The organism is Nostoc sp. PCC 7107, assembly GCF_000316625.1.
GTDB lineage: Bacteria > Cyanobacteriota > Cyanobacteriia > Cyanobacteriales > Nostocaceae > Nostoc_B.
Window position 1 is genome coordinate 5,752,873 of record NC_019676.1, and the last position, 20,971, is coordinate 5,773,843.

Sequence of the window (20,971 nt, forward strand, 5' to 3'; positions counted from 1 at the left end):
CTTCAGATCATTGATGGTTACAGAGGAAGTTGCAGGACAAATTCTGTACCCTCGCCGAGAACAGAGTTACAAGTTAATTTGCCACTGTGGGTTTCTTCCACAATTTGACGCGCGATCGCTAATCCTAATCCTGTACCTTTTCCTACTCCTTTGGTTGTAAATAAATGGTCAAATATTTTCTGTTTGACTGCTTCACTCATCCCCTTAGCATTGTCAGCAATAGAGATGATCACTTGCTGATCTGCCACTGAAGTTGTAATTTTAATTTGATTAGTATTTGCCTGAATTTCTGCAAATTTGCGCCCAATATTTGATTCATCTAAGGCATCAATAGCATTAGCCAGAATATTCATAAATACTTGATTTAATTGTCCAGGAAAGCACTCTAGTTTTGGTAAATCACCGTAATTAGTAATTACTAAAATAGCTGGACGTTGATTGTTAGCTTTGAGGCGATGTTTGAGAATTAAAATTGTACTATCGATACCTTCATGAATATTGAACAGCACTTTGTAGTCTTGATCAGCACGAGAGAAAGTCCGTAAACTGATGCTGATATTTTTTAAGCGATCGCAAGCCAAAATCATAGAAGTCAGCATCTGTGGCATATCGGCTAAACTGAAATCTAAGTCTATTTCTTTAGCGTGTTTGAGGATATTGGGATTAGGCGTAACTGAACTTTCTTGATATAAATGTAAATGTTGAATAATATCTGCCAACATCGGTTTAGCTTGTTCCAGACTAGCAGAAATAAAACCAAGGGGATTATTCATTTCGTGCGCCACACCAGCAACCAAATTACCCAATGCAGACATCTTTTCATTTTGGATTAATTGCAGTTGAGTTTGTTGGAGGTGTTGCAGTGTTTGTTCGAGTTGGGTGGCTTGTTTTTGAGTTTCGATTAATAAATCTGTTTGTTGAAGTGCAACTCCCATTTGTGCGCCAACTTGTTGAGCAAATTTAATCTCAAACTGTTCCCAATGACGGGGGCGATCGCATTGATGAATGCAGAGTAAACCCCAAAGTTCGTCATCTTGCATAATTGGCACTACTAACGATGCTCTCACTTGGAATTGCGCTAAAATTTCCCGATGACAATCGATGACTGCATCTGTGTTGATATCATCAATGGCGCAACAGCGTCCTTGTTTATATAAGATGGCGAAATTTTCACCAAAGCAATGATCTTGAACTTTCACCGCTAAAGCAGAAGTAAACTGCGGTAAAACATCCTCAGCAATAAATTCGCCATATTCATAATCCACATTGAGATGAAATTGATAAATTCCTACCCGATCAGCATTCAGAATTTGCCGAATATTTTGGGTAACTGCGTCAAAAATCGCATCTAAGTTTAAAGATTCTCGAATCTGCTTCACAACTTGAAATAAGGTTTGTTGCTGTTGCAGAGATTGTTGTAGCTGCTGGGCTTTTAGTTGTGATTCTCGATACAGGCGGGCATTTTCTAAAGAAATAGCCGCTTGGGCTGATAATATTTGGATAACTTCCAGGCGATCGCTATTAAATACCCCACGTGTGAGCTTATTTTCTAAGTAGAGAATACCGACTAAATGCCTTTGTTGAATAATTGGTATACATAATACACTTTTAGGTTGATGCTTCAGCATATATTCCCCAATTATGCCAGAAATATTTGTTTTGCAATTATCGATGATAATTGTTTGTTGAGTATGTTTGACATAATTGATAATTCTTTTGGGGATATCTAGGCAAGTCTCCATAGGTTGTGAGTTAATTATAGATTCGATTTCACCTTGAGAGTTTGCTTGATGATTTATCCAAGTAATTGCCTTGACTTGCCAATTACCATGTTCTTCAGGGAGAATCAAAGCTGCTTTTTTCGCACCAGAGTTTTCTAAAATAATTTGAGTTAAGCTACCAAGAAGTTCTTCTAATTCAATTGTGCCGGATATAGTTTGAGCAGCTTTGAGGACGGAGGAAAAATTTATGGCATCAGTAATACTAGTGCTATTAGTTGTGGATGTTTGAGCAATTGTCGCAATCGTTTCTAATGGGTTAAAGTTAAATCGTTGCTGTTGTTGGATGGATTTGAGTAGTTGCGGGTAGCGTTTTTCTAAGTCATCGGTTTTAGCCTTTGTTCCCCATCTGGCATAGCAATAGTATGCTTCCTGCATGTATCCTTGAGCCGCTTTTTCTTTATTCAACTTCAGATAAAATTTAGCCAAAAGTTCATTCGCAAGTGCTTCTTCGCGCACATAGCCATTTTTTCTAGCTCCCACAATAGCACGATCATAACTTTCAATTGCTTCCCATTGATTGCCACCTAACTGATGACATTCGGCTGCGACTAGTTCAAATTTATGCAGATAATTTATAGGAGCTTTATCTGCCCAATTTTTCATCTTCTGCTGATTTTCAGCTATTTTTTGTAGTAACTTATCCAGTTCGATCTGTGGGTTTTCTTTGTACGCAGCTATGCGTGACAGAGAATCATAAAAATAGAAGATAGGAATATACGGAAAACCAACAGCCCCATCTAAATATTGTTCTGTTAACCCAGCATCAATAACTGCTTGTTGATAATCTTCAAATAGATAATTTAAGTATAATTTATGAAAATTTAGGTAAAATATGCCCAGGCGATCGTTCGATTCTATGTACTTGGGCAACATAGCTTGTTCATTGAAAAAATTTCCTTGCAGGTACTGAGATGAACTTCTCCCTAATTGACAATCTTGTATTGCCTGTTGCAACATTTGAAAATAATAAACTGCGGTAGTTTGCTTGATTTGATGAATAGAATCATGAAAAGCTAATACTTCCTGTTCAAGCTCTGATAATTCCTTTTCTATGCCAGCAAAGTAGGTAAATGCACAGTACATCACTGCTGCATATCCTGCAAATTGCAAATCACCAGTTTCTAACCCAACCGTATAAGCATCACGCAGAGGTATTAAAGTTGTGCTAACAGCATCTCGCCAATGTTTAATAAACCCATAAACTAAAGAATTCACTTTACATTGCAGTTCTTGAGAATTCAGCTTATTTAATAAATCTAAGGCGAGTTGCCCAAATTTATAACCATTTTCAATATCTCCCATTCCTCCACAAAGAATCGCAGCATAACAGGCATAACTATGGCTAGAAATAGAATGATTGCCATATTCTACTGATATTTTTACCTCTTTAAATGTGAGTAATATATAGAGGATAGGAGATGAAAGAAAAGCGGCTGGTAAAATACTGGATATTAAGCGCATAATTGCCAATTGTATCGGGTCAGTCATCAATTGTAAGTTGATTAACTCTCCTATTTCTTGACATTGATAAGCTAATTGTGTTTCTTGTAATGCTAATCCAATATCATTGGGAGTCGGGTTTTCAGGAAATTCTACACCAAATAATTTCAAAAGTTGGAGTACTGTATTTAGAGCTACCAATGGTTGATTTTGGGCAATTAAAGCCTGACTTTTAACTTCATAAACTTTGATAGTATCAAGGATTGTTTTGGCTTGTTGCAGTAAAATTTTGGCTAATCTTTCCATTTCTGCAAAATCGCCACTGAGATAGGCTATTTCTATGGCTGTTTCATATATTTTTAAAGTAAAGTCATATTGAGATTGCCAGCTATTTTCAGGTAAAAGTTTTAGGCTAACTGTGCAGTATTCCCAAGCAGCGCTATATGCTGTTGATGCTTTAGCTTTTTCTGCTGCATTGAGATTTAACTGTGCTAACTCATCTCGCTGTTCGACTGTCGTGAGTAATTTTATGCCCCAATTAAGTTGATTAACAATGGCAAATATTTTTTCTTGTTTTTGATATTTAGGAGTATTGATTAGCAATAATTGACCGATATTTAAATGAGTCAATTGTTTATGTTCTGCGGGAATCAAAGAATAGGCTGCTTGTTGAATGCGATCGTGCAGGAATTTATAGGGAATAATTTCCAAATTTTCTTGATTAACAGTTGGATTTTCTGCACCCATAAAAAATTTATAAACATCACTTTGAGGTAGAATCAAACCTTCTTTTAAGGCTCCCCATAAACATATTGCTGTTTCTGTTTTTGATTTTTGAGAAATAATAGCTAATGTTTCTAAGTCAAATTGATTGCCGATACATGCTGCTAGTTTTAAAACATCTTGCGTTGATTCTGGCAATTTTTGTAATTGTAATGCCATAAATTCAACGACATCATTTGTGAGCGATCGCTGATTTATTTGTGCTATGTCACATTGCCAATATCCTTGTGCGTAATTAAAAGAAATCAGCCCATCCTTGTGTAAGGCTTTGATAAACTGGGTCGCAAAAAATGGATTCCCTTGAGTTTTTTGATAAATTAATTGTGATAGTGGCGAAGCTAAATTTTCTCTGCAAATTAAGGTGTCAGCCACCAACTGATTTAATTTAATTTCACTTAGTGTTTTTAAAGTTATTGTATTTACTTTTATACCCTGGTTAGAAATTTCATCTAATGCTAATATTAAATGATGTGCCGCAGAAACTTCATTATCTCGATAAGCACCAATAAGTAGGAAATGGTCAGCATTGGCTTCACCAATTAACGATTGAACAAGTTTTAATGAGGCAGAATCAATCCACTGTAAATCATCTAGAAATATCACTAATGGATGTTCTTGAGAGCTAAATAGTTTAATAAATTTTTGTAAGAGTAAATTAAATCTATTTTGTGCTGTACTACCAGATAGTTCTGGCGCAGGTGAGTGTTTACCAATAATTAGTTCTAATTCGGGAATGACTTCAATAATTACCTGAGCATGTTCGCCTAATGCTTCCTTAATTTTATCTTGCCATTGCTGAATTTGTTGATCGCTTTCGGTGAGTAATTGTCCCATTAAATCGCGGAAAGCTTGCACAAATGCACTAAAGGGAATATTACGATTGAATTGGTCAAATTTACCTTGAATAAAATAACCACGTTGTTTCATAATCGGTTTATGAACTTCATTCACAACCGCTGTTTTTCCAATCCCAGAAAAACCTGCCACCAGCATGATTTCTGTCGCACCATTAGCAACCCGTTTAAATGCTTCTAGGAGAGTTGCAACTTCTTGTTCACGACCATAGAGTTTTTCGGGAATGATAAAGCGATCGCACAGATCCCGTAACGCAATTGGGAAACTTTGAATTACTCCAGTTTCTAGGAGTTGAGTTAAACAATTTTCCAAATCATACTTTAGTCCCAAAGTGCTTTGATAGCGGTCTTCAGCATTTTTTTCCATTAGTTTCATGACAATATCTGAAAGTACCTGAGGAATTTCTCCATTTGTAATTTCTTGAGGTTTTTTAGCAATATGACAATGCAGCAATTCCATTGCATCGTGTGATTGAAAGGGTAATTCTCCCGTCAGTAACTCATAGAAAGTGACACCCAAAGAATAAAAATCAGTCCGGTAATCAATTAAGCGATTCATTCTTCCAGTTTGTTCTGGAGAAATATAAGCCAGTGTACCTTCTAAAACATTGGGATTAATTAGGGTTTGAGTTTCTCTGGGCAATAAAGATGCAATACTAAAGTCAATTAACTTGACTTGTTTAGTTGTGGGATTAATTAAAATATTGCTTGGTTTAATATCTTTATGAATGATGCCATCACGATACAGTTTATCTAATATATTGCAGAGGGCGATCGCTATTTCTAAAAACTCTGGCAACAACTCATTAGACTTTGGTTTTTTTAAACTAAAATAATCTTTGAGAGAAATTCCCCCAAAATCTTCCATGACTATTACATAGCCGTTTTGGTAAGCTTCCAGGCTATAAGTTTCAATAATTCCTGGTGTATGCAGATTTTTAGCAATGGTGTACTGATTGCGAAACTGCACCAGTTCGCTGAAATTCGGATAAGGGTTTTTTAGCAGTTTAATTACTACAGGTTTGTTGTCAGCTTCTCGATATCCGCGATAAACCAGTGTTCTTAAACCGTTGTAGAGTTCTTCGCTCAATTGATATCCAGGGATTGTCAACATACCACTAAATCCTTCAGACTGTCACATATTAGTGTTCCCAAATATGGCAATCTTGAAACAAGAATATCTCTGATGTGTCGCGCCTACAAGCAGATTCAGTTTTTATTGATGAATCTCCTACTCATCTAATACTTGTTTAAAAGTACACACTCAACCACAGTGTTTACTAACTGCGATCGCCAAATCAAAATCTTGCTATTTATAAGTATGTCTATGACACAACCCAGTAATTTTAAAAACAAATGCGCGAAAATTCTGATGCTTAAACCTAAAAAAATTTCGCATGGTGGATTGAGTTGGTGATGCAACTTAATCTATGGACGTTCTAGCACAACTGCTTTATCTCTTACGTTTAGTAATCCATCTGATTTACCAAATCAGCTATTTATGGGAATTGCTCAAACATCTCTTCCAACCAAGAGTACCATTTAGATATCCAACGTCAAAGACTCAACGCCAGCCGCGGCGCAACCAGAAGTATTCCCGTTCATACATAACCGACCCAAAAAACAGGGAATTACAACACAAGTTGCTAGAAATGCTTCGTGGCGACAGTGCAACAGCCAAACGATTGCTGAAGCATCAAAGGCAGCTACATAAAGGTAAGTCTGATAACTGGTATCTTGAAAAAGTAATTTACGATTTGGAACGCGATCGCCGTTGTCTCTAAATTACTGAAAGCAGTGGGTGACGAGGGATTTGAACCCGCAACCAATAGATTAAGAGTCTACTGCTCTACCGTTGAGCTAGTCACCCGCACAGACGAAGATTATAGCAGATTTTTTCTGGTTTTGCCAACGTAAAGTTAATCAGGCAGCGGATTACAGTGTAGTTGTTCAAAAAGAATTCAGAAGTCAGTCGTCACGATTTATGCTGACTTCTGAATTTTGCTTTATCTGGGAAATTTGATCATGAAAGTAGTTTGACTATTGACACTCTCTACATTGATTGAGCCACCTAAATGCTTCACCATTTTCTGTACTAAAGCCATTTCTAATCCTGTACCACTATATGTCCAAGGATCATTTTTCATCAGGCGATGGAATGGTTCAAAAATTCGCGGCATTTCACTGGCGGGAATGTCTAAGCCGGAGTTGCTAATCTTCAGTTGTACTGCATCGACTGTGAAATCAGCTGATACGCTAATTGCTTCGCCTGATGGGGTATATTTGCACGCATAGCTTAAAAGTTCGGTAATAATCCGTTCTAAATCGGTGATGTCTGTTTCTAAAGGTGGGAGTTGCTGATTAATATTGAGGTACAATTTTTGTCTTTGGCAATGGGAAAGGTCTCGAAAAGATTCCACAATGGGAGGTAGCCATGTTTGTAAATCAATGGTGATGAATGTGGGAATCTGCGGTTCGGCTTCGAGATATGAGAGTTGCATTAAATCACTGATTAACTTGCTTTCTCGCCCACACTCGTTCTGCAAAATCTGCAATAGTTGGGGGACGATTTCGATATCTAAGATGCCTCCAGGGGTAAGCACACTTTCGAGGGTTTGGGCAGCGAGGCTAATGCTGGTTATGGGTGTGCGTAGTTCGTGGGAAAGAGTTCTTAAAAATTCGTTTTGCAGGCGTTCTTGCTGTGCTAATACTTGCCTCTGTACCTGATTAGCAGAGTCATTTTTGGCTTGGCGGAGGGCGATCGCACATTCGTTGGCTACTTGCTGCACTAAACTAATTTCCCTTTCATCAAACATATCTTGGGTAGCTCGATTTAGCCACAAGTTACCCAAAATGCCTTGGTCATCAAAAATTGGACAAGCTAACCGGGTGAGAACTTGTAATTGTGGGTGCCATCCGGGAACTATTTCTAAAGATTGCCAATGTTGTTTTGCTAACAATGGTTGATAAACTGCGGGCAAGTCTGCAACATTTCTGGTCAGTTTTTGATGTTCTGGTGCGGTAGTTGTGTATTCGTAAGTAACGGTTGTTTGCGTTCCACAAGCACTGTAAATCTCAATGTAACAAGACTGGAGTTGCAATAACTGAGTTAGTTCTTGAGTGACTGTCTGCATTACCAGAGTTGCTGGTTGATGATCGCGGATTTGTTCGGTAATGCGGCGCACTAGTAGTTGAAAGTTCTGGGCTTGCTGTATTTGGACTTGATATTGCTGTTTTTGTAATTTTAGCTGGGTTTGCAGATGTTGTACTTGCTCATGCAGTTTGGCTTGGTGGACTGCGATCCCAATTTGGGTTGCGAGTTGTTTGAGTAAGTCAATTTCGATTTCTTGCCATTGATGGGGCTGATGGCAATGCTGGGCAGTTATCAGTCCCCACAACTGCTGCTGTGACCAAATTGGTACAACTAAATTAGCCCTGACTGGCCAAGATTCTAGCAAATTGACTTGGCTAGGATGTAAGCCGGCTGTATAAATGTCTTCGATAATTTGAATACAACCACGTCCACGACGTTCTTGATATTTGCCAATTAGGCTAGGTTCGGGGAATTTCTGCCCCATACATGAATTAGCTGTGACTGTCGATTCGGCAATCACTACACCAGTTTCATCTGCTTGAATAGAGTAAACCAAAATGCGATCGCAACCCAAACAATGCCGCACTTCTTTCACAAGTTGATGCAGCAGTGTATCTAAGTCTAGCGATTCTCGAATCCATTGGGCGATCGCTTCTAAAAGTTGCTCTTGGGCTGTCTGTATTTCTTTCGCTTGGGCTACTTGCTTCACGGGAGTAATATTACTACTTGTGCCAATCAGTCGGTAAATTCTAGAGTTCGCATCCCGCAATGGTGTAAGTGTGGTACTCCACCAAGTCGCCACTCCCTGAAATTGCAAGCATTGTTCGTAGGAAATGGTTTTACCAAAACGCACACAGTCAGCATAATGCTGACGCACTTTTGCCGCATCAACTGGTGAGAGAATATCTTCGGGTTGTTTCCCCTTCAGATTTTCGGAACTAATTCCTAGCCATCGCTCATGGGTAGGATTTAAGGCTACGTAGCAAAAATCTCCATCTTTCAGAACATCCACAATAAATATAGATGTCTGCACAGAATTATAGATGCTCAGTAAAAACTGTTCACTACTGCTACTGTGTTTGTCTAATTCTGGATCAAATAGAATCTGAGAATGCAATTGTTGTTTCAACCCAATGGTTGATTCACCCGGATTTATATTCATCGGAGCGTCCCTGTCTGCTATTAATGACTCCTCTAAGCGCTACCCCTGATGATACTAAGTCATGAAAAATGCTTTTTAGCGCTACAGCAAAGCATTGTCAGTCTTTGCTTGACTGATATTTGGATCTTCTTTTATTTCTTATCAGAAATAGCAGAAATTTAATAGCAGTAAACTCAACAAATATAGCTCCTTGAAGTTAAGAGTACATTTGCAATTTGATGCAAACTTATTGAACATTGCTTATGAAGAATGATTTAAGATTGTTGCATATATCTCAGTACACTCAAAAGCAATATTTGCCAAAAATTACATTTCTTAATATTATTTTAATACATAAAGCAATTAACATGATAATAACAAAATATTGCAGAATTATTTTAACTTCATGAGTGATCAGAAACTATCGCAATAGTCTGTAAGCATTGATCCCTGTTAAGATTGCCACCACAATCCACGTAATCGCTAAACCTACGACTTCACCTAAAAATAACCGTGAGAAGCGTAATAAAACTATTCCCATAATTGAACCGATAGGTACAGCGATCGCCCAACTAATCGCACTGATAAATATCCAGCGCCATGACAAAGCCACAGACTTGCGGATGGCTGTCCATTGCGCCAAGCCAATCATAAAGCCGCTAACTGCACCTAAAGTTGTTCCCCAAAGTAATCTGAGGGTAAAAATTTGCGTACTGGGGATAATCCAACCCACAGCACCCACACCAATAGCGGTGATTGTCGCCCAAGCCAACAAAGTAACTAACACCCAGCGCCCAGACAAAATATGATCGCGAATGATCAAACTTTGGGGAAATGCGATCGCCAAACCGCCCAAAGAAGCTTGCGCCACTCCTACATCTGGCTTTTCTCCAACTTCAATCCAGCACAAACTCACCAAAAAACCACCCACAGTAGCGATCGCCCATTGTAATGTGAAACTAAATTGAGTTTTAGTAGATGTGAAGAACATGAAATTCTTGCCAGTAAAGCACGGTAGAGATTACTATACAGCGCGAGAAAAATCAAAAAAGTTCAAATGTGGTTAAGAGTCAATGGTCGTTAGTTCTTTAGCTTTTTCGCCTTTATAGCCCAATACGGTTCAGTTAAGGTGATGAGAGATGATTTCTCAATTTCTGCTTACCTATCAGACAATGAGCAAGATTTGGGGGAGAATCCCCCAAACCCCCAATCGGGGGACGCAACCGTCCCCCAAACCCCCTCCAAAATAATTCTTTCGTTTTTTGTTGAATAATTATTTGTTGGTTTTGTTGTGATTTAGTTTTCTGATCTGAACCGTATTGCTTTATAGCCTGAGTTTGCTACCTGTTTCGTCAACTGGTAAAGGTCTAATCGCCTTGGTGTTAAACAGTTCTTGGAAAACTTTACGCCGTTTGTGGGGTGTTTCGGGTGCGATGTAGCCCCATAAACTTTCCCAATAAAAAAAAGAGATACCAGAAAAAGAGCGATCGCGCACCATATCAATTTGTTCTTTAATTTGAGAAATTCTCACCGGATTTCGCAACGTTCCCGTAGAGATACCAATCACTACCGGAATTTTAGTTTGGGCTAATTTCACTGCTGATTGTTGCAGTTCTGTCCTAAAATTATTATTGTTATGGCGGTATACTTGCAACACCAACTCATCCACCCAGCCATTTTTTACCCAAGTTTCCCAGTCTTGCAGATAATATTTATAAGCAAAAGCTTGTGCATTAGGAGACAGAGATAACTTTGCATTCGGTTCAATTTCTTTGATGCTGCGATAGATTCTACCCATAAAAGCGGTAATTTTGTCAGCCCGCCAACGCATCCATTCTTGGTCAAAAGGGTTACTGGGCGGACTTTTACCTTGATGTTCTTGCTTGTAGAGTTCAACGGTGAAGCGATCGTAACCAAACTGTACAGGCATCCCAAAATGGTCATCAAGTTGGATACCATCTATATTGTAATTACTCACAACTTCCAGAATTAACCCTAAAATAAACTCTTGAACTTCTGGATGTAAAGGATTTAACCAAGCCTGCTTACTTACAGCCCCATTGTTAACATCTTCCGGCAAAACTTCTTTCACAGACTTTACACCTTCTCGCCCAATAGTCAACCAATTAGGATAAAGTTTGGCTAACTGAGAACTTGGCGGTGTCATAAAACCATATTCAAACCACGGAATAACAGTTATACCTTTTGGTTTAGCAAGTTTAATTATCTTCGTTAAAACATCCTGTCCACCGTGCATAAAATTCAGAACAGGTTCAGCTTCTTCACCAATAATATTTTTGGCAATGTTACTTTTATAAAAAGTATTGCCTCGGTTCCAAACTACAGGATAAATCGTATTAAAATGCAGTGCTGATAGTTGATTAATAGCGCGGTCAATTCCCCAAGGCACAAATAAAACACCACTAGCGACATTAGTTAACCAAACCCCACGAATTTCTGTAACGATTTGCTGGTTCTTGGGTTGAGAATAAAATGAAAAAGAAGGGAGCGAAAATACGGTAATACAAAGTATAAATTCTAAAGCTATTAAGTAAATAATCCAATGTTTAGTCAACCGATTCATTAGTGGGTTTGACTGCGTTTTAAAAGAACATTTATAACTACACAATAAATTCTCATATTCCGGATGATAGTACTTCGGTTTAACAAGTGAGAAGTCGAAAAGTATAGCAATAACCCCTCTCCAAATCTCTCCTCGCAACGGTGAGAGGCTTTAAAATACTCATTCTTTTGTAGGTAAGGGGGCTGGGAGGTTAGGTTTTTGATTAATGAATCGATGCTCTACTTCAGGAATAAGCTTTGATTGGCAGTATGTTTTAAATCCCTAATAGGGATTATTTGAAATTGCAATCTCCCTTTTTTAATAGGAGAAGTAAATTCATAATGTTTCAATCCCTAATAGGGATTATTTGAAATTGCAATGTCACGGGCTGAAGGGGTGACAAAGCGGCTGAAGCCAAGAAAATAGAGGAGCGTGACCGTTTTGGGGTAAAAAAAGATAGGTCAGGTATTCTCAACAAGACCTATCAAATGATAATGTTACCTAAATTCTACCAAAACTGCTTTCAAAATGTACTGACACCCGCACAGTACAAGATGCTAGAAATCTTACTAATGCTATTGCAATTTCATAAAACTGTGACAATTGAGAAACTAGCAACAGTATTTCCACAACCGATAAAATTTGAAAGTCGGAGGCGGAGTATACAAAGATTTTTACTACTACCTCAGTTGTCGATTCCATATCTGTGGTTTCCCCTGCTCAAACGATGGGTGAAAAATAGTCTGAAAAGAGGAGAGAAACGGCTAATATTTGCGATTGATAGAACACAATGGCGTTCACAAAATGTATTTGTAATTAGTTTAATAGAACAAAAAAGAGCAATACCTGTGTACTGGCTATTGTTACCTAAAAAAGGATGTAGCAATTTGGGAGAGCAGAAAAAATTAATTCGTCCACTATTGCAGTTATTTAAGGGATATCAAATGCTGGTACTGGGAGATAGAGAATTCCACAGTATAAAACTAGCAAATTGGTTACATAGCAAGGGCATTGACTTTGTATTGCGTCAGAAACAAGGTACTTATATTCGGCAAGAAAACCAATCACACCAACGCTTACAATCTTTGGGATTAACTCCTGGCATCTCGTTTTTTTTGACAGGGATTCAAGCAACTAAACAGAAAGGGTTTGCCAATTTTAATCTCGCCGGATATTACAAGCGCAAATATCGTGGAGTTGTTGAGCCTGCTGGCTGGTTTTTATTAACTAACCTTGATAGTCTCAAAGATGCCATTAAAGCATTTAAGTTGCGGAGTGGTATCGAAGCCATGTTTAAAGATTGTAAAACTGGAGGGTATAATCTCGAATCTACTTATGCTGATGGTCAACGTTTGATAGCACTGATTTTATTAATTGCTATTGCCTATACTTGTGCTATTTTAGTTGGTCGTAATTCTCGCTCCTCTGGACTACAAAAATATGTTGGTCGTCTGAAGGAGTTACAACGATTGCACCGCCGACATAGTGCTTTTTGGATTGGTTTGTATGGTCAGTTATGGGTAGGGGCAATGGAATTTTGGGCTGATTTAGCTCATGAATTGATGCGCCTCAAGCCCAGTAAACTGCCATATTTTCAACAAGGTCTACGGGCTATGACTCTTATCCAGTCTGCTTTATAACTTTTTTGTCACCCCTTCAGCTGCCATATTTTCAACAAGGTCTACGGGCTATGACTCTTATCCAGTCTGCTTTATAACTTTTTTGTCACCCCTTCAGGTCACGGGTGATTGGTAGATATGCACCATCGATGAGTTTCAATCCCTAATAGGGATTATTTGAAATTGCAATTTTCAATATCAACTCGACGTATTCAAGATGTGAAGCATTGGTTTCAATCCCTAATAGGGATTATTTGAAATTGCAATAGCCTTTAGATGCAAACTTAGCTAGAGAAATTAAGAGTTTCAATCCCTAATAGGGATTATTTGAAATTGCAATTAGGGAAAGAGTTTCCAGTTCCACAGCACTTACTCGTTTCAATCCCTAATAGGGATTATTTGAAATTGCAATTTTTAAAAATTTAGCCAATGAATCAAAAGGTGAAACTATGTTTCAATCCCTAATAGGGATTATTTGAAATTGCAATTGTTTTTGAGTTTATTTGGTTGAATCTTCCTGAAAAGTTTCAATCCCTAATAGGGATTATTTGAAATTGCAATTACTTGCTAACTGCTGCGCTTCATCTAAGCTGATTTGTTTCAATCCCTAATAGGGATTATTTGAAATTGCAATTTACAGCAGAAATCAAAGAGTGTGTTTTTTGGGATCAAGGTTTCAATCCCTAATAGGGATTATTTGAAATTGCAATTAGGCGATCGCTTCTAGTTCATGCGTCTCTTTGAGTTTTGTTTCAATCCCTAATAGGGATTATTTGAAATTGCAATTCGCTCGGATTTAGCGGTTTCTTGTAATATCTGAGTTTCAATCCCTAATAGGGATTATTTGAAATTGCAATTATTTTTGGATGCAATGCAATGATGTTTGCTTTTCGTTTCAATCCCTAATAGGGATTATTTGAAATTGCAATTTATCTCCGGTTGACTGCGCTTGGAGGGTACGATGTTTCAATCCCTAATAGGGATTATTTGAAATTGCAATTTTGGCAACCCCTTGCCGCTATTTGCTCTCACCGAGTTTCAATCCCTAATAGGGATTATTTGAAATTGCAATTTACCTCATATTCACCAAAATCAAATTCACTAGCACCAAAGTTTCAATCCCTAATAGGGATTATTTGAAATTGCAATTTTGAGCGATAGCAACAAAGCGATCGTTAATACTTTTGTTTCAATCCCTAATAGGGATTATTTGAAATTGCAATTCTTTGGTATTCCGGCTACCGCTCTCATTTTCAAAATTCGTTTCAATCCCTAATAGGGATTATTTGAAATTGCAATTCCGTCTGTAGCGGTGCTGCCAATGTTGCTCCAGAAGTTTCAATCCCTAATAGGGATTATTTGAAATTGCAATTCTTATTGCAAAGAAGTTGATGCCGTCCCTTCTGGGTTTCAATCCCTAATAGGGATTATTTGAAATTGCAATTATTGATTCTCTTTGTGTCCGCAAAGGAATTACAGCAGTTTCAATCCCTAATAGGGATTATTTGAAATTGCAATTCACATCAGATATTGATTTCGCCAATTTGTGATTACGGTTTCAATCCCTAATAGGGATTATTTGAAATTGCAATTTCCCACCAAATTATCTCCACCCGGCGTTGCAAAACGTTTCAATCCCTAATAGGGATTATTTGAAATTGCAATTTGATTTGTGAAGCGGCAGAAAAAATGATGCGAGAAGTTTCAATCCCTAATAGGGATTATTTGAAATTGCAATTTTTAATGTTATCAATTCGAGCAGAGTATACAGCAGTTTCAATCCCTAATAGGGATTATTTGAAATTGCAATTCATTTCAGTTGCTGTTAGAGCCAACGTGAAATTTTGGTTTCAATCCCTAATAGGGATTATTTGAAATTGCAATTGCACAAATTTTTGAAGCTTTGGAAAGTGCTGGTCTAGGTTTCAATCCCTAATAGGGATTATTTGAAATTGCAATTCGCGGGAGCCGGAAAGCTAATCTGTATTTGGTTTTCGAGGTTCAGTTTCGCGGATGGGTTAATTATAACACTTGAAAATGTCAGTTGATTTAAGACTAATAGCTGGAAGATATACTGTATAAGGTGCGCGGGTGATTTTAATTTATTTTTTCTGCAAAAGCAGACACCACAAGGAATACAGCGATTTTTCCTCAAGCCTGAATTTCTACACCTACCCATCCGCGAATTTCTAGGGTGTTTAATATCTTTCCACACCTTCAAACTGCTTGTGATTCATCGCATTTGCAGCTTCGCCACAGGTGCGGGGTGTGGGGAATATTTTCTCAGGGTTGGCTAAACCTTGGGGATTAAATACTTGTCGTACCCATTGCATTGATTCTAAATCGACGCTGTTAAACATTTCTGGCATATAGCATTTTTTATCTGAGCCAATACCATGTTCACCCGAAAGACTTCCACCCACTTTTACACAGAGTTTGAGAATTTCTCCGCCTAATTCTTCAACTTTTTCTAATGCACCAGGCACAGAATTATCATAAAGAACTAGAGGGTGAAGATTGCCATCGCCAGCGTGAAAGACGTTAGCGATTTTATAACCATACTGTTGGCTTAAGTTTTCAATTTCTTGCAAAACATAAGGCAATTGAGTACGGGGAATTACGCCATCTTGAACATAATAATCTGGGCTTAAATGTCCAGCCGCAGCAAAAGCAGCTTTACGTCCTTTCCATAATTTTAAACGGGTTTCTGGGTCACTTGCCGCAGTTACATTCCGCGCCCCATTTTGTTGACAAATTTCTGTAATTCTTTGTTTTAAAACTGCCACTTCTACTTCCAAACCATCAATTTCAACTAACAAAATGGCGGTAGCATCTCGCGGATAACAATTAGTTGCCACAACATCTTCTACTGCATTGATGCTAATGTTATCCATCATTTCCATACCACCAGGAATTATCCCGGCACTGATGATATCAGAAACACTAGCTCCCGCAGCTTCTACACTTGTAAAGTCGGCTAATAATACACAAATAGATTCGGCAGTTTTGAGAATTCTGAGAGTAATTTCTGTGGCGATTCCTAAAGTCCCTTCCGAACCGACAAATATACCTGTTAAATCATATCCTGGTGTTTCTGGGATTTGTCCGCCTAAATCGACAATTTCGCCTTCTGGCGTGACGATTTTTAACCCAAAAACGTGATTGGTTGTGACACCATATTTTAAACAATGCACTCCACCAGAGTTCTCGGCAACGTTGCCCCCAATTGAGCAGATAATTTGACTGGAAGGATCTGGTGCATAGTAAAAGCCTGCGCCGCTAACAGTTTGCGTTACCCAACTATTAATTACACCTGGTTGTACAACAATGCGCTGGTTGTCTAGATCAACGTTGAGGATTTGTCGCATTAATGAGGTGACAATTAATACAGAGTCTTCTAATGGTAAAGCACCTCCAGATAATCCTGTACCGGAACCGCGGGCAATGAAGGGGACAGAATACTGATTACATATTTTTACCACTGCGGCGACTTGTTCTGTGGTTTTTGGTAACACAACCACCGCCGGACGTTGACGATAGCTAGTCAAACCATCGCACTCATAGGTAATCAATTCTTCTCGGCGTTTAATTACTCCATTTTTACCAAGGACAGCCTCAAATGCTTTGATAATAGGTTGCCAATTGCGTTGTTGTTTATCTTGGGTAAGCATAAGGTTTCGGGTAGATGACTCTGTAGGAGGCAGAAGGCAGGAGTAAATTTATATAACTGACTTACGCACAAGTTACGGAATAACGAACCACAGAGACGCAGAGGACACAGAGGAATGAGAGTTTGAGAGGTTTTTTGCGTAAGTCCTATAACTATTATTATTGTTGCAAAGATAGCAGTTTAGATAGAAAAATTGCGATCGCTCTGCCAAATTGCACCTCTATCACCTTTTCCCTATCACTGATTTTTCGGCTTGCGTAATGTTTGCGAACCAATGGGAACGAGAACTTGATTCAAACTCCGTAACTGTTCGGCTGTCCCCATACAAATCAGGGTATCTCCTGACATTAATATTGTGTCACCAGTGGGGCCGCCGATGAGATTACCATCAGCACGGCGAATTGCCAGGACTAATGCACCAGTTTGCGATCGCAGTTTGGCTTTTTGTAATGTTTGTCCTACGAAGGGAGAAAAGGCGGGATCAAGTAAAAATTCTTCCATATACAACTGACGGTCTGCACCGGATAGAATCCCATCGACGAAATCTAATACTTGAGGTCTGAGGGCGGCTGCGGCCATCCGCTTGCCTCCGGTTATATATGGTGATATTACGGCATCCGCACCACCACGCTGTAATTTTTGTAATGCTTCTTCTGTACTAGCGCGAGCGATCGCCCGAATTTCAGGATTTAATGTTTTGGCTGATAATACGGTGTATAAATTTTCCGCATCTGAAGGTAGTGCCGCAACTATACAAATGGCTCTTTCAATCCCTACATGGAGCAATGTATCATCTAGGGTGGCATCACCCTGGTATACTACATAACCTTCCATTTGCGCCTTTTGTACAGACTCAATCTCCGAATCTATAACTACAAAAGGTACAGCTTCCGCCCGAAATTCCCTGGCAATTTGCCGACCAGTGCGACTAAATCCACAAATAATATAATGTCCTGTCAAGGATTCCATTAAGCGCCTCTGTTGTCGTAGCCGAATTCCTTCTTGAAAGTAGCCTTCAATGATTGCTTCTGTAAATCGATTGACAATGTAACCAATATTGACCACGCCCAATAAAATCAAAGCAATGGTAAACAAGCGCCCTCGGCTACCAAGTGGGTGTGTTTCTCCATATCCCACAGTCGCCAAGGTAATTACTGTCATGTAAGCTGCATCTTCCCATGCCCATCCCTCAACTAATCTGTACCATAAAGTGCCAATCAGGAACACACCCCCAAGGGCGATCGCACCTGCCATTAGCTCTTTTTGAATACGTTGATATTTTCTCTCAAGAGTGGAATACATTGTTTAACAGTTAACAGTAAACAGTTACCAGTTAACAGTAAAATCCCTGGGCAAAACACCACACCAATTGCTGGAAAGCTTTGGTGGCGGTTCTAAATCCCCCTCCATACGCTTGATAACTGATAACTGATTTCAGCGTTAGCCTAAAAGAAATGATGATTTACGATCAATCTCAGGAAATTTTTAACAATTTCGAGGAAACTAGTAAGTAAGTCTAAGATGAAATATTTTCAGGAGGAGCGGTAGTGAGCTTTCAAACTCTAGTTGAAGAAGCCAGCATCCCCCCAGCATCAGGTTCAGTGTCATCTATTCCTTTTGATACGGATGGCTTTAACGAAGCCGTGATGTCAACATACAGTCGGTTTCCTTTAGCCCTGGATAAGGGTGCAGGATGCCGGGTTTGGGATACACAGGGGCGGGAATATCTAGATTTTGTGGCAGGAATTGCCACTTGCACACTAGGACACGCCCACCCAGCAATGGTTGAAGCTGTAACACGCCAAATTCAAAAGCTGCATCATGTTTCTAATTTGTACTACATTCCCGAACAAGGGGAATTAGCCAAATGGATTATCCAACATTCTTGTGCCGATCGCGTATTTTTCTGCAACTCTGGTGCAGAGGCGAATGAAGCGGCGATTAAATTAGCACGTAAATATGCCCATACAGTTCTAGAAATAGATAAGCCAATTATTTTAACGGCTAACGCCAGCTTCCACGGGCGGACTTTGGCAACGATTACCGCTACTGGACAACCCAAGTATCAAAAATATTTTGATCCCTTGGTTCCTGGGTTCCATTATGTACCTTACAACGATATTACTGCTGTGGAAACAGCCATTAGTGAGTTAGATGAAGGTGATTATCAGGTTGCGGCAATTTTAATCGAACCACTGCAAGGCGAAGGTGGTGTTCGTCCTGGTGATGTGGCTTACTTCCAAAAACTGCGGCGGATTTGTGATGAAACCGGCATTTTGTTGATTTTTGATGAAGTGCAAGTCGGGATGGGACGCAGTGGTCATTTATGGGGTTATGAACATCTCGGTGTTGAACCGGATATCTTCACCAGCGCCAAAGGTTTAGGCGGTGGAATTCCCATTGGCGCAATGATGAGTAAAAAATTCTGTGCTGTTTTTCAACCAGGAGAACACGCCAGCACTTTTGGAGGGAATCCCTTTGTTTGTGGTGTGGCGCTGAGTGTTTGCCAAACTTTGGAAAAAGAGAATATTTTGCAGAATGTCCAAGAGAGGGGAGAACAGCTACGTGCTGGATTAAGAGCGATCGCCACCAAATATCCTCATTATATTTCTGAGGTGCGGGGTTGGGGCTTAATCAATGGGATGGAATTGACAGATGACATTGCGCTAACTGCTGGTGAAGTTGTCAACGCCGCCATTGCTGAAGGTTTATTACTTGTCCCCGCCGGGCCAAAAGTTGTGCGCTTTGTTCCACCGCTAATTGTGACTAATACTGAAATTGACCAAGCTTTGCAAGCTTTGGACAAAGCACTGGCTAAAATCACAGGTTAATAAGGTAAAAGTAAAAAGTAAAAAGGCAAAAGTAAAAAGGCAAAAGTAAAGAAAATTGCCTTAGAGGATACTTTAAAAGTATCCTCTAAATCCCCTAAATTTTAAATTTATTTATGGGGATTATCTTTTTACTTTTTACTTTTTACTTTTAAGGCTTTCCACCAATTCCTTTTTTAAACGCTGGGCGTTCAGATATGCGGTTGATATATTCTAGAACTGCTGGGTAGGCGCTGAGGTCTAGTTTTAGCATCATGGGTATATAAGCAAGAACTGATCCCACAGCCACATCCGCAACACTAAATTCATCGCCCAATACGAAGTGTTGTTGTTGAAAAATCTCATTCAGCGGAGTTAACAATAGGGGTACTTCTCGCTCTCTGGTAGATTCTGTAAAAATGCCTGATGCGAGGGTAGAGTTAGCAAACAACACCCATTGATATATTTCTGCACGTTCCTCTAGAGAAGTTGGAGATTTGCCATACTTTTCATGTAAATACAGCAAAATTGCTCCCGATTCCCAAAGCTGAAAATCACCATCAACTATTGCCGGGACTTTACCCATCGGGTTAATCTGCAAATATTCTGGCTGACGATGTGCGCCAGCCTGCATATCTAGTTGAACAAACTCATAGGGAACTTGTAATTCTTCTAGATACCATTTGGCGATCGCCGCCCGGCTAAAAGCACCGCCGTAAAGTTTTAGCATAATTCCTGATATTTAAAGAACTTTATGTGTGTGTGAATGCTGTTTTACATTGTCTTCTTTATTGACAACTCTGGCAGCATTTAACACGCGTTTGCGTTCAATGGAATACTTAAAATCAGAGTAAGTTGTCCCCAAGGGAATCAGATTTTTGCTGTTTTCGCTGCGTTTATAAGTCCGCGCCGCTGCAAACACCCGTTGAGCAAATTCTTCCCCAAACTGTGCCGATGTGGGGAACCCTGCGGGTAATAATGGTGTATCACCATCTAACACTGCCCCCAAGGTTGTAGCATAAGCCAGTTTGTAAGACGTGGGAATATCTTTCATTAATGCTTCTAAAGACGCAGAGGGAATTGGTTCAATTACTTCAACTTGATAAACTTCCCCATCTTCTTTAATAAAGCAGGTTGCCAAGCCAATAACGACATAATCATCAGCGGCTAAATCGGCAGTATTTTGATCAGAAATTGCTGTTGTCATCAGAAAAATTAT

Annotated in this window: 11 protein-coding genes, 1 tRNA gene and 1 CRISPR repeat array; of the genes, 3 read left to right on the forward strand and 9 right to left on the reverse strand. The window is 39.2% G+C overall.

Annotated elements, in window-relative coordinates:
- Positions 1-17: 17 nt before the first annotated feature.
- The gene (locus tag NOS7107_RS24525; protein WP_015115633.1) at positions 18-5,972 is read right to left on the reverse strand and encodes an AAA family ATPase; all 5,955 of its coding nucleotides are present in this window, start codon (positions 5,970-5,972) and stop codon (positions 18-20) included.
- A 316-nt stretch (positions 5,973-6,288) separates the two neighbouring features.
- On the opposite strand from NOS7107_RS24525, the gene NOS7107_RS29550 reads away from it, so the two are divergent.
- Positions 6,289-6,642, forward strand: coding sequence for a hypothetical protein (locus NOS7107_RS29550; RefSeq protein WP_015115634.1), 354 nt, complete (start codon positions 6,289-6,291; stop codon positions 6,640-6,642).
- A gap of 14 nt (positions 6,643-6,656) precedes the next feature.
- On the opposite strand, the gene NOS7107_RS24530 is transcribed toward NOS7107_RS29550, so the two are convergent.
- The 4 genes from NOS7107_RS24530 to NOS7107_RS24545 all read right to left on the reverse strand — a co-directional run bounded on the left by NOS7107_RS24530 (position 6,657) and on the right by NOS7107_RS24545 (position 11,677).
- Positions 6,657-6,728: transfer RNA gene (locus tag NOS7107_RS24530), tRNA-Lys, on the reverse strand.
- Between the two features lie 136 nt (positions 6,729-6,864).
- Positions 6,865-9,114 (reverse strand): GAF domain-containing protein, encoded by a 2,250-nt coding sequence (locus NOS7107_RS24535; RefSeq protein ID WP_015115635.1) that lies wholly within the window; start codon positions 9,112-9,114, stop codon positions 6,865-6,867.
- A gap of 400 nt (positions 9,115-9,514) precedes the next feature.
- The gene (locus NOS7107_RS24540) at positions 9,515-10,084 is read right to left on the reverse strand and encodes a hypothetical protein (protein WP_015115636.1); all 570 of its coding nucleotides are present in this window, start codon (positions 10,082-10,084) and stop codon (positions 9,515-9,517) included.
- 333 nt (positions 10,085-10,417) lie between these two features.
- Entirely contained in the window at positions 10,418-11,677 is a 1,260-nt protein-coding gene (locus NOS7107_RS24545) for a glycoside hydrolase family 10 protein (RefSeq protein ID WP_015115637.1), read from the reverse strand.
- Positions 11,678-12,150: 473 nt separating this feature from the next.
- On the opposite strand from NOS7107_RS24545, the gene NOS7107_RS24550 reads away from it, so the two are divergent.
- On the forward strand, positions 12,151-13,296 hold the full coding sequence (locus tag NOS7107_RS24550; protein ID WP_015110984.1) for an IS4 family transposase: 1,146 nt from the start codon (positions 12,151-12,153) through the stop codon (positions 13,294-13,296).
- Positions 13,297-13,428: 132 nt separating this feature from the next.
- Positions 13,429-15,235: a CRISPR direct-repeat array (repeat unit 38 nt; unit sequence GTTTCAATCCCTAATAGGGATTATTTGAAATTGCAATT).
- A gap of 238 nt (positions 15,236-15,473) precedes the next feature.
- On the opposite strand, the gene glcD is transcribed toward NOS7107_RS24550, so the two are convergent.
- A complete protein-coding gene (gene glcD, locus NOS7107_RS24555) occupies positions 15,474-16,946 on the reverse strand; it encodes a glycolate oxidase subunit GlcD (protein ID WP_015115638.1) in 1,473 nt (490 codons plus the stop codon).
- Between the two features lie 236 nt (positions 16,947-17,182).
- The gene (locus tag NOS7107_RS24560) at positions 17,183-18,247 is read right to left on the reverse strand and encodes a TrkA family potassium uptake protein (RefSeq protein WP_015115639.1); all 1,065 of its coding nucleotides are present in this window, start codon (positions 18,245-18,247) and stop codon (positions 17,183-17,185) included.
- Positions 18,248-18,492: 245 nt separating this feature from the next.
- Between NOS7107_RS24560 and NOS7107_RS24565 the strand changes: the two genes are divergently transcribed.
- The gene (locus NOS7107_RS24565) at positions 18,493-19,776 is read left to right on the forward strand and encodes an aspartate aminotransferase family protein (RefSeq protein ID WP_015115640.1); all 1,284 of its coding nucleotides are present in this window, start codon (positions 18,493-18,495) and stop codon (positions 19,774-19,776) included.
- Between the two features lie 148 nt (positions 19,777-19,924).
- Here the strand turns inward: NOS7107_RS24565 and NOS7107_RS24570 are convergent, their stop codons facing one another.
- Together NOS7107_RS24570 and NOS7107_RS24575 are read right to left on the reverse strand one after the other, a co-directional pair.
- Positions 19,925-20,482: a glutathione S-transferase family protein gene (locus tag NOS7107_RS24570; RefSeq protein ID WP_015115641.1), complete on the reverse strand. Its 558-nt coding sequence runs from the start codon at positions 20,480-20,482 to the stop codon at positions 19,925-19,927.
- A gap of 12 nt (positions 20,483-20,494) precedes the next feature.
- On the reverse strand, positions 20,495-20,959 hold the full coding sequence (locus NOS7107_RS24575; RefSeq protein ID WP_015115642.1) for a hypothetical protein: 465 nt from the start codon (positions 20,957-20,959) through the stop codon (positions 20,495-20,497).
- Positions 20,960-20,971: the final 12 nt, after the last annotated feature.

Coding starts and splice junctions, on each gene's coding strand:
- NOS7107_RS24525 (WP_015115633.1), bottom strand. CDS start 5,972: ATGTTGACAATCCCTGGATATCAATTGAGCGAAGAACTCTACAACGGT.
- NOS7107_RS29550 (WP_015115634.1), top strand. CDS start 6,289: ATGGACGTTCTAGCACAACTGCTTTATCTCTTACGTTTAGTAATCCAT.
- NOS7107_RS24535 (WP_015115635.1), bottom strand. CDS start 9,114: ATGAATATAAATCCGGGTGAATCAACCATTGGGTTGAAACAACAATTG.
- NOS7107_RS24540 (WP_015115636.1), bottom strand. CDS start 10,084: ATGTTCTTCACATCTACTAAAACTCAATTTAGTTTCACATTACAATGG.
- NOS7107_RS24545 (WP_015115637.1), bottom strand. CDS start 11,677: ATGAATCGGTTGACTAAACATTGGATTATTTACTTAATAGCTTTAGAA.
- NOS7107_RS24550 (WP_015110984.1), top strand. CDS start 12,151: ATGTTACCTAAATTCTACCAAAACTGCTTTCAAAATGTACTGACACCC.
- glcD (WP_015115638.1), bottom strand. CDS start 16,946: ATGCTTACCCAAGATAAACAACAACGCAATTGGCAACCTATTATCAAA.
- NOS7107_RS24560 (WP_015115639.1), bottom strand. CDS start 18,247: ATGTATTCCACTCTTGAGAGAAAATATCAACGTATTCAAAAAGAGCTA.
- NOS7107_RS24570 (WP_015115641.1), bottom strand. CDS start 20,482: ATGCTAAAACTTTACGGCGGTGCTTTTAGCCGGGCGGCGATCGCCAAA.
- NOS7107_RS24575 (WP_015115642.1), bottom strand. CDS start 20,959: ATGACAACAGCAATTTCTGATCAAAATACTGCCGATTTAGCCGCTGAT.